This window comes from Rhodophyticola sp. SM2404, from assembly GCF_053570515.1.
The window spans coordinates 13,458-26,103 of the sequence record NZ_JBSEDL010000006.1 but is presented as its reverse complement, the minus strand read 5'-3'; the positions used below and the strand labels follow the sequence as shown (position 1 = coordinate 26,103).

The window sequence follows — 12,646 nt, the reverse complement described above, 5'->3', positions numbered from 1 at the left end:
GGGCCGGATATATGCCGGCCCAATCATCCACAAAATCAGGAGAATTCAACCATGGCAATTACAGCTGCAATGGTGAAGGAACTGCGCGAAATGAGCGGCGCAGGCATGATGGACGCCAAGAAGGCGCTCACCGAAACAGATGGTGACATGGAGGCCGCGATTGACTGGCTCCGCACCAAAGGTCTGGCGAAAGCGGCCAAGAAATCGGGCCGTACGGCGGCCGAAGGTCTTGTCGCCGTCACCATGAAAGATGGCACAGCCGTTGCCGTCGAAGTGAACTCGGAAACCGACTTTGTTGGTAAAAACGCCGAGTTTCAGGGCATGGTTGCCGATATCGCAACCGCCGCTCTGGGTGTTGACGATGTCGAGGCGCTCAAAGCGGCCGAGATCGACGGCAAGCCTGTCGAGACCGTGATCACCGATGCAATCGCCAAAATCGGCGAGAATATGGGTCTGCGCCGCATGGCAAAGCTCTCGGGCGATCAGGTTGTGACCTATGTGCATAACGCGGCCACCGATGGCATGGGTCGTATCGGTGTTCTGGTTGCGATCAAAGGCGACAATGCCGCCTTCGCACGTCAGGTTGCCATGCATGTTGCGGCTGTGAACCCTGCCTCGCTGAACGAGGGTGATCTTGACCCTGCAATCGTCGAGAAAGAGCGTCAGGTCCAGATGGATATCGCACGTGAATCGGGCAAGCCCGAAGCCGTGATCGAGAAGATGATCGTTGGCCGCATGCAGAAATTCCTCTCGGAAGTCACGCTTGTGAACCAGCAATTCGTTGTGAACCCCGATCTGACCGTAGCTGCGGCTGCCGCTGAAGCAGGTGTTGAAATCACCGGTTTCGTGCGTCTTGAGGTTGGCGAAGGCATCGAAGTCGAAAAAGAAGATTTCGCTGCAGAGGTCGCCAAGGTCTCCAAAGGCTGATCCATAGGGCAGGGCGGGGCAAGCCCGCCTGCTTCAAACAAAAAACGGCGCTGCCTAGGGAACAAGGCAGCGCCGTTTCTTTTCTTTATCGCTGTGGGACTAGGTGCACAGCCGATAATGAAAAAACCGTGCAGACTGGCGAAAATACATCCAATACACGGTCAGAAATCAGGGCAAACACACACCCCCCGTCCTAGGCTAAAATTGCCCACACTCACGGACCATCTCAGGATGAGGGTTAACGCTAGGTAAGGAAAGTGTGGAAATCCTTACCAAGGTCTTAATTCAGGGCAAATCAAGGATGCGACCCGCGCTTATTGGGGTGCCTCATTCAGGAAGTGATCGGAAAATCTGGTTTAAAACCGAGGCCTTACGTACCGCTTGTGCTGTGGTCGAAACTGAAAGGCTTTCGCGCGCTCCGCGCAGGTGTTTTTCAATAGTCGGAATTTTCCGCCCCAAAATGGTGGCGATATCCTGCATGCTTTTGCCATTGGCCACCAGTTCCAGCACCTCGGCCTGACGGTCGGTCAGCTTCTGTTGCTTCAATGAGGCGGGAAGCTGCATGATGCACAGATGGGCTACGTGACAAAATGTTTGAATCTCATCGCCATGCTCAGTCCAAATCCTATCGGCTTCTTCCTGTGTCATGCCCTTGCGCGCGCATAGGCCAAAGCCTGCATTTGCGTTTGTCATCGCAACGGGCAGGCTTACCGTAAATCCGACCGCAATCTCGTGTTTTTTGTTCACCGCCGCTATGCGACGCAGCCCGTCCGTCAGGCCCTCCGCTTGAATTTCGTCCCATACGGTTTTCCAGCTGGTGGCGCCTACATTTCGAGTTGCCCATTTCATCAAGGGTCCATGGCGATAGACCCCCGAATAGACATATTCATCGACATAGGTTTGGCCGTAATTGGTCAGAAACAATGCGTCTTCTGGTGAAACCATGCCGCCGGGCCGCGTTGCGAAGGCGTTATAGGCATAGAACACACGGTCAAAGCCATAATCCTTCATCACTTCAAGATGAAAAGCCCACACATCTTCAATGCTGCGTGCGGCCAGATAGGTCTTGAGGCGTTTCATTATTTGGCAGTCTCGGCGGTTAAATGGCGTACCATGGCTTGCAAGGCGAGGGGGTAGCCCGCCGCGCCAAAGCCTTGGATCACGCCCAGACAAACAGCCGCCATATAGGAATGATGGCGGAAATCTTCGCGGGCATGGGTGTTCGACAGATGCAGCTCGATCACGGGCAGGCCGATCGCTGCAATCGCATCGCGCAGCGCGACAGAGCTATGGGTATAAGCGCCCGCATTGATCACGATCCCGTCCGAGACCCCGCGCGCGGCATGGATGGCATCCACCAATGCGCCTTCATGATTGCTCTGCTGGAAGGTCAGATCAAAGCCCAAGGCTTGGGCGGTTTGTTGGCAGCTGGCCTCGATATCAGCCAAGCTGGTATGGCCATAAACTTCGGGTTCCCGCGTGCCGAGAAGGTTCAAATTCGGACCGTTGAGAACAAGAATATGCATGTCTAACCCTTTGAGATCACGTGACCTGATGCTTTTTGAACAAACTGATCCAAAAAGTCACGCGCTATTGGCGAGGTCAGGGGAAAGGGTAGGGCATATGTGTCTTTCTGCTCAGACCCATCTGCGGGTTTTTTTCACCTTTTGCGGCGCCGGATTGGCGGTTGCTTCAATACGCGGAACAGTTGCCCAACCTTCTTCATCCAGCGAGGCGGCACCCAATTGCAGCAGCGCGCTATCTTGATTTGCGGCCATGGCCAGCAAAAGCGCAACTTCATCTTTGGTCAGAACGAACTGACCGTTGGTCTCAGATCGCAGATGTCGTGTGGTTGAAGAATTTGGCGCGACATTCTCGGAAAGCTTCGTAATTCCGAAATTCCCAATCAGGTCGCCAGCCTTGATCATGGCGTTTGGCGCGCCGAACCAAAGCTCCAGCAATGCGCCTGAGGCCGAGATCAGATGTTCCGAGACCACCTCGATCGTTGTCAAAGGGCAGCCATTGCCAAAAGCGCCGGCAGGGATTTGGATCCATGCGATCCCATCAGCCTGAAAAGAAGACTGCGCTGTTTTCGTCGAGAACATCGACGCCAAGTCTTTCGACTCGAATACATAATCTGCAAACAGGTTTTGTGGTTCGTTCATTGGTTTCACCCTTTTGACCTAGCGACAGGCTTCTCCCGCCGCATAAGTAAATTTGCAGGGCAATCGCGCAAATCTAAGGATCGAAATGGGAAAGTTCATGTCCCAAGCGCGCTTGACCTCTAGGAGGCGCGATCCTTACCAATTTTAGAAAATTTTTATTCAATAACAGATGCTTGACCCAATTCCAGCTTGATCGGGCGTGCTGGAATTGGGGCGGCAATGGGGCAGAAGGCCTGCCTGCGCGCCAAGGGGGCGCGAAAAAGATGTAGCTTCAGGGTTAAACCGCCTCGAGCGCGATGGCTATTCCCTGACCCACGCCGATACACATGGTGCAAAGCGCACGTTTGCCGCCCTTCACCCCAAGCTCCAGCGCCGCCGAGCCCGTGATCCGCGCGCCCGACATCCCCAATGGATGACCCAATGCAATCGCCCCGCCATTGGGGTTCACGCGGGGGTCATCATCGGCAATGCCAATCCTGCGCAAGGTCGCTAGACCCTGTGCGGCGAAAGCCTCGTTCAATTCGATCACGTCGAAATCTGTGGCAGTAAGGCCCAAACGTGCCAGCAGTTTTTCGGAGGCAGGCGCGGGCCCGATCCCCATGATGCGAGGGGCCACACCTGCGGTAGCCCCCCCCAAGACACGCGCGATCGGGGTCAGGCCATGGGCCTTTACGGCGGCCTGCGATGCGATGATCAAAGCGGCCGCGCCATCATTCACGCCCGAGGCATTGCCCGCCGTGACCGAGCCACCGGCACGAAACGGCGCGCGCAATTTTGCGAGGTCTTCCAGCGTTGTGGCGGGGCGGGGGTGTTCATCCTGATCGACGATCTTGGGCTCACCCTTGCGCTGCGGGATCGCCACGGGGGTGATCTCTTGCGCCAAACGCCCGCTCTCCATCGCGGCCCCCGCCTTGACCTGCGAGCGATGCGCGAAGGCATCCTGATCCTCGCGCGAGATGTCGTAATCTTCGGCCACGTTCTCGGCGGTCTCTGGCATGGAATCGACGCCGTATTGCGCCTCCATTACAGGGTTCACAAAGCGCCAGCCGATGGTGGTGTCATATACGGCATTGGCGCGGGAATAGGCGCTTTCAGCCTTGGGCATGACGAAGGGGGCACGGCTCATGCTTTCCACGCCGCCTGCAATCATCATCTCGGCCTCGCCCGCCTTGATCGCGCGGGCCGCCGTGATCACCGCATCCATCCCAGAGCCGCAGAGCCTGTTCATCGTGGTGGCCGCCACGCTTTCGGGCAGGCCTGCCAGAAGCGCCGACATCCGCGCCACATTGCGGTTATCTTCGCCCGCTTGGTTGGCGCAGCCATAGATCACCTCATCCAGCGCTGCCCAATCCAGATCATGCTTGGCCATCAGCGCCTTGATCGGCACAGCGCCCAGATCATCCGCGCGGACCGAAGCGAGGGAGCCGCCAAACCGCCCGATCGGGGTGCGGATATAGTCGCAGATAAAGACGTCACGCATGGCTTACAGCTCCTTCGGTGTGATCAGGTCTTGAACGCCCGCATCAGTCTTGAGCGGCGCGCCCGTCAATGATTGTAGCTCATCAAGTGAAATCGAGGGGATTTTCTCGTGCAGCACAAATTCACCCCCCTCGATATCGACGACCGCCAGCGAGCTATAGATGCGGGTCACGCAAGCGACACCTGTCAGCGGAAAGCTGCAGCGGTCCACCAATTTGGGCTTTCCATCCTTGGTGACATGGTCGGTCAGAACGGCCACGCGCTTGGCCCCATGGACCAGATCCATCGCGCCGCCAACGGCAGGCACCCCTTTGGAGCCGACGCGCCAATTGGCCAGATCGCCGTTTTGCGCCACCTGATAGGCCCCAAGGATCGCCACATCGAGATGCCCGCCGCGGACCATGGCAAAGCTATCGGCATGGTGGAAAATCGCAGCGCCCGCGTTCAGGGTAACGGCCTTTTTGCCTGCATTGATCAGGTCCCAATCCTCAGAACCGGGGGTAGGGGCCTCGCCAAAACCAAGAATGCCGTTCTCGGTGTGAAAGATCGCCTCGCGCCCTTCGGGTTGGTATTTCGCCACCATTTCAGGAAAGCCGATGCCAAGATTGACATAAGCGCCATCCTCAATGTCTTGGGCCGCGCGCCACGCGATTTGCGCATTTGTCAGTTTCTCATAAGCCATCAATACACCTCGCCCGCGCGCACGCGGTCTTCTTCCTGAATGGGAGTCGCCAATTCCACCACCTTTTGCACGAACAGGCCGGGCGTGATGACATCGACAGGGTCAATCCCGCCCAAGGGCATGATTTTGCTTGCCTGAACAATGGTTTGGCTGGCTGCCATCGCCATAAGCGGATTGAAATTGCGCGCCGCCAATCGGTAGGTCAAATTGCCATGCGGGTCGGCTTGTTCGGCCTTCACAAAGGCGAAATCGGCCTTGAGCCAGCGTTCCTGCACGTAAGGGCGCCCCTCGAACTCTTCCACGGGTTTGCCCACGGCCAGATCGGTGCCGAAACTTGTGGGGGTGTAGAATGCAGGGATGCCTGCGCCCGCGGCGCGGATGCGCTCGGCAAGGGTGCCCTGTGGGACCAATTCCAGTTCAATCTCGCCCTCTAAATATTTGTCTGTAAATGCTTTCGGGTCGCTGGTGCGCGGAAAGGAGCAGATCATTTTCGCCACCATTCCCGCCGATATCATTGCGGCGATGCCGATGCCGCCATTGCCAGCATTGTTGTTCACAACGGTCAGGTTTTTCGGGCTGCCTGTGGCGCGAAACCTGTCCACCAAGGCATGGATCAATTCGATCGGCGCGCCAGAGCCGCCAAATCCGCCGATCATCAGGCTTGCGCCATCGGGGATATCCGCGACCGCCTCGGCGAGGGTAGGGCATGTCTTATCCAATTTTGCGTCCTCCGCATCTGTTGCGGTAGTCCTAGCCTTTGCCCCGTAAAGTTCCGAGGGGTTTTGTTCATATATTGACATTTGTTCTATGAGCGACCTGATATGTTCGCATGATGAACAAAACGGATATCATCGGCTCTTTTGCCAAGGGATTGCGGGTGCTGGAGGAATTCAGCACGGAGCGTTCGAGGCTGTCGATCACCGATGTGGCACAAGGCACGGGCTTTGATCGCGCCACCGCGCGGCGCTGTTTATTGACGCTGCATACGCTTGGATATGCGGATTATGATGGGAAATTCTTCTCTCTGACCCCACGTGTATTGCGGCTGGGGATCGGCGCGATTGCCGCCATGCCGATTGCGCAGATCGTGCAGCCTTGGCTGGATCAATTGTCGCGGCAGATCGGGCAATCCAGTTCGGTGGCCATTCTGGATGAGGGCGAGATCGTCTATATCGCGCGCGCGGCGCAAAGCAGTGTGATGTCCATTGGCTTGATGCCAGGCTCGCGGCTGCCTGCACATTGCACCTCGATGGGGCGCGTCTTACTGGCCGCTTTGCCGCCAGCGCAGGCACGTGCGCTGATCGAAGCCGCTGATCTGACGCCACGCACAGCCCATAGCCTGACAGACCCTGAGGAGATCATGGCCCAGATCGATGCGACGCGAGAGGCGGGCTATGCCGTGATCGATCAGGAAGTGGAGATCGGCCTACGCTCAATCGCGGTGCCGCTGGTCGATATGCATGGTCGTGTGACGGCTGCGTTGAATACGGGCGTGGCTGCGGTGCAGGAGGATGCGCAGGATTTGGTCTCGGCCTATCTTCCATCCTTGCTGAAAGCGCAGGATGGGCTCAAGCGTTTATTGCGCTGATATATCAGGGCGTTAAATGCGTTTTCTAACCTAAATAGGTATTCTTGCGTTAATACATATTTAACATAATCATGATTATAGGTTTAATGCTACGGCAGACTGTTAGGAACGCATTAACCCCTTTTAGCACTCTGTGATGGCCGAAAACTCGGCCGCGACCGATTAACAGCGCGCGGTGTTATCCTAGCGCATAGCCCGAGCCGCGCACGGTTCTGATCGGGTCTTGCCCGCCCAAGGCCTTCAGCGCTTTGCGCAAGCGACCCACATGTACATCCACTGTCCGGCTATCGACATAGATGTCGCGGCCCCAGACACGGTCGAGTAGTTGCTCGCGGCTCCAGACACGTCCGGGGCGCTCCATGAAGGAGGTCAGCAAACGGAACTCGGTCGGGCCGAGGGTCAGCGGTGCCCCTGCCCTGTAGACCCTATGCTCGGAAACATCGAGGATGATATCCTCATATTCCAGACGCTCACCCACAGCCGCAGGCCGCGTACGGCGCAGCTGTGTGCGGATGCGCGCCAGCAATTCGGCCAGAGAATAAGGTTTGGTCACGTAATCATCTGCGCCCGTTTCAAGCCCGCGGACGCGGTCGATCTCTTCGGCGCGTGCAGAGAGCATGATGATCGGGATACGCGCGGTATCTGTGCCAAGCTTAAGCTGGCGGCAAATCTCGATGCCCGAGACATTGGGCAGCATCCAATCCAGCACGATCAGGTCTGGCGGTGTTTCGCGTGCAAGCACCAGCGCCTCATCGCCTGCATCGGCTGTGACGACGTCAAAACCTTCGGCACGGATATTATAGGCCAGAACCTCGCGTTGCGCGGGTTCGTCTTCTACGACGAGTACGACTGGAGCAACCATGACATATTACCCCTCACGCCCTTGCGCGTAAGGCGTGCTATCGCTTTTCTCGCGCTCCTCATCAGGCATTTCGCCTGTGACGAGATAGATCACCTGCTCGGCAATCGAGGTGACGTGATCGCCCATGCGCTCAATATTCTTGGCCATGAAATGCAGATGCATGCAGGCCGTAATATTACGGGGATCTTCCATCATGAAGGTCAGATATTCGCGGAACAATGCGGAATAGATCTGGTCCACCTCGGCATCGCGTTCACGCACTTCTTGGGCCAGCTCGGCATCGCGTTTGATATAGGCATCAAGCGCGTCTTTGAGCATGAATTCAACGGTGCGGGCCATCCGCTTGAGCGAGCTGGACGCGCCATCAACGGGCTGCGACTGGAACACGACCGAGCTGCGCTTAGCGATGTTCTTGGAATAATCGCCGATCCGTTCAAGATTGGCCGAAACACGGAAAACGCTGAGCACGGTGCGCAGATCGCCCGCAGTGGGCGCGCGCAATGCGATGATGCGCGCGGCTTCCTCGTTCACCTTTTCCTCAAGGGTATCGATCGCCTTGTCCCCTGCCCGGACGGAATTGGCCAATTCGATATCCTGCGTGTCCAAAGCAAGGACCGAGCTATGGATGCTTTCCTCGACCAAGCCCCCCATGCGCATGATCAGCGCCTGAATGCTTTCAAGATCGCGGTCAAACACGGACGCGATATGTTGTGAATTCTCCATAATCGTAAACCTTTACCCGATCCTGCCCGTGATATAGCTCTCGGTGCGGCTATCCACGGGGTTGGTGAAAATCTGTGTCGTGTCGCCGAATTCAACCAATTCTCCCAAATGGAAGAAGGCCGTTTTCTGGCTGACGCGTGCGGCCTGTTGCATGGAGTGGGTCACGATCACCACTGAGAAGCGGCTGCGCAATTCATCGATCAATTCCTCGACCTGCGCGGTGGCAATCGGGTCAAGCGCCGAGCAAGGCTCGTCCATCAGCAAAACCTCGGGGCTTGTGGCCACGGCGCGCGCGATACAAAGGCGCTGCTGCTGACCACCCGAAAGCCCTGTTCCTGGCCCATCAAGGCGGTCCTTGACCTCGTCCCAAAGCGCGGCGCGCTTGAGCGAGGTTTCCACGATCTCGTCAAGGTCCGATTTCGTGCGGGCCAAGCCGTGGATACGCGGGCCATAGGCCACGTTATCATAGATCGATTTCGGGAAGGGGTTTGGTTTCTGGAACACCATGCCCACTTTGGCGCGCAACTGCACGGGATCAACGCGGCGGTCATAGATGTCTTCCGCATCGAGCTTGATCGAGCCCTCGACACGGCAGATATCAATTGTGTCATTCATCCGGTTCAGGCAGCGCAAGAAGGTGGATTTGCCGCAACCCGACGGGCCGATAAAGGCTGTCACGGTTTTGTCCTGCACATCCACATTCACCGATTTGATGGCGTGGGTATCGGCGTAGAAGACGTCGACATCGCGCGCCTCGATTTTGATATCTGTGGTGCTCACGTCACGCTCCGTCATTCGTAAATCGTTCATAATCTCAGGCCCCTACCCTATCACCAACGCCGCTCAAAGCGACGCCGCAGCATGATGGCCACGAAGTTCAGCAAGAAAAGCAATATCAGCATCACGATGATGGCCGATTGCGCCAAGCCCTGCCGCACAGGTGCATCTTCGTTCTGCGCAAGCAGATAGACAACCGTTGGCAGGGATTGTGTTTGCTCCAGCAAACCACCCGAAAGCGGCGAGGACAAGATATCGGCACCGGTCGAGACCGAGAGGCCAATCAAAAGCAAGGGGGCCGTTTCACCAAGCGCCTGCGCGATCCCGATGATCGTTCCCGTCAAAATGCCAGGGGCAGCCAATGGCAGGGTGTGGTGGAACATCGCCTGCACTTTGGAGGCCCCTACCCCGAGCGCCGCTTCGCGGATCGAGGGTGGCACAGCCTTCAGCGCCGAGCGCGTGGCAATCACGATTGTGGGCAATGTCATCAGCGACAACACGATGCCGCCCATCAGCGCCGTCCCTCGGATCGAAGAGCCGATCCCCAAATCAGTGAGGGCAAACAGGATGGCGGCCCCCAAGATACCGAATACAATCGACGGCACCGCGGCCAGATTGGCGATATTGATCTCGATGAAATCGGTCAATTTGTTCTTGGGTGCGAATTCCTCAAGATAGATCGAGGCCGCGACCCCGAAGATCAGCGAGAAGACCAGAACCACCAGCATCATATAGAGCGATCCCATCAGCGCAGGCCCGATCCCCGTGATTTCGCCGCTTTGCGAATAGAGATTGGTGAAGAACCTCCAGTGGAAATGGCGGTTGATGATATCGGCCTCGACCATGGCATCGGCCACGGCCAGATGGCCCAGATCAAAGCCCGGAGGCATGTCGGATTTATCCGCGCCCTGCAATTCGCCCGTCAGATAGCGCGTCAGCGAGATCGAGACAGGCACCCGCACGGTTTCGGTCTCGCCCACAAGATCGGGGTTTTCGACCAGATAATCACGGGTATCGCGGCGGTTGGCGGCGTAGATCATCGTCGCGAAGGACACCTCGTCAAACTCGGCGGGCTCGCGCATCAAAGTGGCGCTGTCCAGAAGGGCTGTTTGCAGCCCCGTGGCCGCAAGCGCGGTTGAGGCTTGAACGGTGGTCTCGGCGCTTAGCCCTTCGGCAATGGCGGCAACCTGTGCGCTGGCAGAAAGGAAACCCTTTTCCTCCAGATCGGAGACGACAGCTGCAAGCGCTTCAAGCGCTGCATCCACATCGCCGCCATCAAGGGCGGTTTGTGCCGCCCGAACAGCGCTGCCCGATTGGCCGAAGACGCGTGCGATATCGCCGCCTTCAATCGAGCCGCTGCGGAAATCATCCAGATAGCTGCCTGCCCCATCGGCCAGATTGGCTGCGGCCAGCAACTCGGCGGTGCGCGCGGCATAGCGGTCGGCAACCACGGCGGCTGTGTCGATCCCCGCCTCACTCAAGCTCTGGTTTAGCGAGTTTGCGTAAATCCCACGCTCAAAGCCCGAACGCAGGCTGACCGAGCCGATTTCCCCAGGCGTGACCGCGCCACCATCCTCGTTCAGGATCGCGGGATCATAGAAGATCGAGATTTCGGCCTGATATTGCCACAGCGCCGGAATACCGCGCGAAAAGATCGACCATAGCAGCACACACAGGAAGAACAGCACCAGCGTGATCGCCGAGATGCCCAGAATGCGCAGGGCCGTGCCCTTTTTATGGCGCATCTCGATCTGGTCCGAGCGCTCATAGAGCGACTGGAACTTGCGGGCGGGAGCCGCAGATGGATTGGCCATGTCAGTCATTAGTCATACTGCTCCCGATATTTCGCAACGATGCGCTGCGCCAGTAGGTTGAGCGCGAGGGTGACGAAGAACAAGGTGAAGGCCAGTGCAAAGACCGCCAGAACATCGATCGAGTCAAAGCCCGACCCCTCGCCCGTCAGAACCGCCACGATCCGTGTGGTGACCGTCACAACCGCGCCGAAGGGGTTCGGCTCAAGCCCTGTGACGCTGGACAAGGCACCTGCCGCCAGAACCACGATCATGGTCTCGCCAATCGCGCGGGAGGCGGCCAGAACAATCGCGCCCACAATGCCCGGAAGGGCTGCGGGCAGGATCACCTTGGTTACGGTTTCCGCAGGCGTCGCGCCAAGCCCGAGCGAGCCGTCGCGCATGGATTGGGGCACCGCATTGATCACGTCATCGGACAGCGAGGAGACGAAAGGCACCAGCATCATGCCCATCACAACACCAGCCGTCACAACCGAGACGGTATTGGGCATGATCGTTGATCCAACGACCGCCTGAAGGAAGGGGCCAACAGTGACCAGCGCAAAGATACCATAAACGATGGTCGGGATACCCGCGAGGATTTCGAGCGCGGGTTTGATCACCGTGCGCAGCGCGCTTGGCGCAAATTCCGAGAGGTAAATCGCGGCCGACAGGCCCAAGGGCACAGCCACCAGCAGCGCCACAAACGCGATATACAAGGTGCCCCAGATCAGCGGCAGGAAGCCAAGCGCCGAGTTATAGCTGCCATCCGCGCCATCAGGGTCGCCTGCAACATCGCCTGCAGGGGCCCATTCCAGCCCGAAGAGGAAGTTGAAGAAGCCGTATTCCTTGAAGAAGGCGAAGGTCGGGAAGGTGATGGCCGACAAAATGCCGATCGTGGTCAGGATCGCCATGGTGGAGGCGAAAATCAGGAAGGTCAGGATCCAGCGCTCGACCGAAAGCCGCGCTCTGAACTCCCGCGAGATCAGGCGCAAGGCAATGGCAAAGCAGCCAATGGCCAAAGCGATGGTCAGGACACGCCCCAGCAGCTCGACCGTATTGTCAAAGCTGCGCAAGCGCAGCGCTGTTGTAAGCATTTTTTGGGAGATCGTGGCGCCAATGATCTGGCCATCCTCGCGTAATCGCTGCTCAAGCGGGGCGAAATCAACCCGCCAGCTATCAATCTCGTCTTCGGTGGCGTTGCCATTGGCGATATAGCCGTCAATCGCGCCTGCAAGGCCTTTGACGCTGGCAACAAATAATTCGCGCTGAGCGCTCAGGCGGACGTCGATTTCTTCTTGGGGCAGACCTTCGGTTACCGAGGCAGGGATTTGCAGCTCGGCCGCGTCGGGATCGATGATTGCATGCGCATACATATTCGAGGCAACGCCAGATCCGACCGCCCAAAGCGACATCAGCACCAAAGCAGGGATCGCGGCCCAAAGGGCAACATGCCAGCCATGTGTTTTCGGAAGGGAATGCAGACCCACCTCAGCGCCTTGGGCCACGCTGATCGCGCGGGCACGTCCAAGGAAAAAGCCAGCAACCGCCAGAATTACGATGATGGTCAGGACAACCGATATGCTGATGGTCAGGGGCATGGGCATTTCCGCATTGGTCTGTGGAGACAAGGGGCCATGTTAGGCCTTGGAA

At 57.8% G+C, this 12,646-nt stretch carries 13 protein-coding genes; 2 read left to right on the top strand and 11 right to left on the bottom strand.

Annotation, left to right across the window (positions count from 1 at the left end; all coding sequences use genetic code 11):
• Positions 1-51 precede the first annotated feature (51 nt).
• Positions 52-927: a translation elongation factor Ts gene (gene tsf, locus ACTYEO_RS10400; protein ID WP_449323678.1), complete on the top strand. Its 876-nt coding sequence runs from the start codon at positions 52-54 to the stop codon at positions 925-927.
• A gap of 327 nt (positions 928-1,254) precedes the next feature.
• Here the strand turns inward: tsf and ACTYEO_RS10395 are convergent, their stop codons facing one another.
• The 6 genes from ACTYEO_RS10395 to ACTYEO_RS10370 form a co-directional block, all read right to left on the bottom strand.
• Positions 1,255-2,007: a LuxR family transcriptional regulator gene (locus tag ACTYEO_RS10395; RefSeq protein WP_449323677.1), complete on the bottom strand. Its 753-nt coding sequence runs from the start codon at positions 2,005-2,007 to the stop codon at positions 1,255-1,257.
• Positions 2,007-2,453, bottom strand: coding sequence for a type II 3-dehydroquinate dehydratase (gene aroQ / locus ACTYEO_RS10390; RefSeq protein WP_449323676.1), 447 nt, complete (start codon positions 2,451-2,453; stop codon positions 2,007-2,009). Before aroQ ends, ACTYEO_RS10395 begins: the two co-directional genes overlap by 1 nt.
• A gap of 111 nt (positions 2,454-2,564) precedes the next feature.
• Positions 2,565-3,092 carry a hypothetical protein gene (locus tag ACTYEO_RS10385; RefSeq protein ID WP_449323675.1) on the bottom strand — a complete coding sequence of 176 codons (528 nt, stop codon included), beginning with the start codon at positions 3,090-3,092 and terminating at the stop codon, positions 2,565-2,567.
• Between the two features lie 277 nt (positions 3,093-3,369).
• The gene (pcaF, locus tag ACTYEO_RS10380; RefSeq protein WP_449323674.1) at positions 3,370-4,572 is read right to left on the bottom strand and encodes a 3-oxoadipyl-CoA thiolase; all 1,203 of its coding nucleotides are present in this window, start codon (positions 4,570-4,572) and stop codon (positions 3,370-3,372) included.
• 3 nt (positions 4,573-4,575) lie between these two features.
• Complete coding sequence (locus tag ACTYEO_RS10375) at positions 4,576-5,253, bottom strand: 3-oxoacid CoA-transferase subunit B (protein WP_449323673.1); 678 nt, start codon at positions 5,251-5,253, stop codon at positions 4,576-4,578.
• Positions 5,253-5,972 (bottom strand): 3-oxoacid CoA-transferase subunit A, encoded by a 720-nt coding sequence (locus ACTYEO_RS10370; protein WP_449323672.1) that lies wholly within the window; start codon positions 5,970-5,972, stop codon positions 5,253-5,255. The genes ACTYEO_RS10375 and ACTYEO_RS10370 overlap by 1 nt, the downstream gene beginning before the upstream one ends.
• Positions 5,973-6,082: 110 nt before the next feature.
• Here ACTYEO_RS10370 and ACTYEO_RS10365 point away from each other — a divergent pair, with 110 nt between their 5' ends.
• Entirely contained in the window at positions 6,083-6,841 is a 759-nt protein-coding gene (locus ACTYEO_RS10365) for an IclR family transcriptional regulator domain-containing protein (protein ID WP_449323671.1), read from the top strand.
• A 178-nt stretch (positions 6,842-7,019) separates the two neighbouring features.
• Here the strand turns inward: ACTYEO_RS10365 and phoB are convergent, their stop codons facing one another.
• Genes phoB through pstC form a run of 5 tightly spaced genes read right to left on the bottom strand, consistent with a single transcriptional unit; the run spans position 7,020 to position 12,594 of the window.
• Complete coding sequence (phoB, locus tag ACTYEO_RS10360; RefSeq protein WP_449323670.1) at positions 7,020-7,703, bottom strand: phosphate regulon transcriptional regulator PhoB; 684 nt, start codon at positions 7,701-7,703, stop codon at positions 7,020-7,022.
• Positions 7,704-7,709: 6 nt separating this feature from the next.
• Positions 7,710-8,426, bottom strand: coding sequence for a phosphate signaling complex protein PhoU (gene phoU, locus ACTYEO_RS10355; RefSeq protein WP_449323669.1), 717 nt, complete (start codon positions 8,424-8,426; stop codon positions 7,710-7,712).
• Between the two features lie 12 nt (positions 8,427-8,438).
• Positions 8,439-9,236, bottom strand: a complete 798-nt coding sequence (pstB, locus tag ACTYEO_RS10350) for a phosphate ABC transporter ATP-binding protein PstB (RefSeq protein WP_449323668.1) — start codon at positions 9,234-9,236, stop codon at positions 8,439-8,441.
• Positions 9,237-9,256: 20 nt separating this feature from the next.
• Entirely contained in the window at positions 9,257-11,017 is a 1,761-nt protein-coding gene (gene pstA, locus ACTYEO_RS10345; protein WP_449323667.1) for a phosphate ABC transporter permease PstA, read from the bottom strand.
• 8 nt (positions 11,018-11,025) lie between these two features.
• Entirely contained in the window at positions 11,026-12,594 is a 1,569-nt protein-coding gene (gene pstC / locus ACTYEO_RS10340) for a phosphate ABC transporter permease subunit PstC (RefSeq protein ID WP_449323666.1), read from the bottom strand.
• Positions 12,595-12,646: the final 52 nt, after the last annotated feature.

Bases quoted from the DNA above. Each gene is read 5' to 3' on its own strand.
- ACTYEO_RS10365 (WP_449323671.1), top strand. From the start codon at position 6,083: ATGATGAACAAAACGGATATCATCGGCTCTTTTGCCAAGGGATTGCGG.
- pstC (WP_449323666.1), bottom strand. From the start codon at position 12,594: ATGCCCCTGACCATCAGCATATCGGTTGTCCTGACCATCATCGTAATT.
- ACTYEO_RS10375 (WP_449323673.1), bottom strand. From the start codon at position 5,253: ATGGCTTATGAGAAACTGACAAATGCGCAAATCGCGTGGCGCGCGGCC.
- ACTYEO_RS10385 (WP_449323675.1), bottom strand. From the start codon at position 3,092: ATGAACGAACCACAAAACCTGTTTGCAGATTATGTATTCGAGTCGAAA.
- phoU (WP_449323669.1), bottom strand. From the start codon at position 8,426: ATGGAGAATTCACAACATATCGCGTCCGTGTTTGACCGCGATCTTGAA.
- pstA (WP_449323667.1), bottom strand. From the start codon at position 11,017: ATGGCCAATCCATCTGCGGCTCCCGCCCGCAAGTTCCAGTCGCTCTAT.
- tsf (WP_449323678.1), top strand. From the start codon at position 52: ATGGCAATTACAGCTGCAATGGTGAAGGAACTGCGCGAAATGAGCGGC.
- phoB (WP_449323670.1), bottom strand. From the start codon at position 7,703: ATGGTTGCTCCAGTCGTACTCGTCGTAGAAGACGAACCCGCGCAACGC.
- pcaF (WP_449323674.1), bottom strand. From the start codon at position 4,572: ATGCGTGACGTCTTTATCTGCGACTATATCCGCACCCCGATCGGGCGG.
- aroQ (WP_449323676.1), bottom strand. From the start codon at position 2,453: ATGCATATTCTTGTTCTCAACGGTCCGAATTTGAACCTTCTCGGCACG.
- pstB (WP_449323668.1), bottom strand. From the start codon at position 9,236: ATGAACGATTTACGAATGACGGAGCGTGACGTGAGCACCACAGATATC.
- ACTYEO_RS10395 (WP_449323677.1), bottom strand. From the start codon at position 2,007: ATGAAACGCCTCAAGACCTATCTGGCCGCACGCAGCATTGAAGATGTG.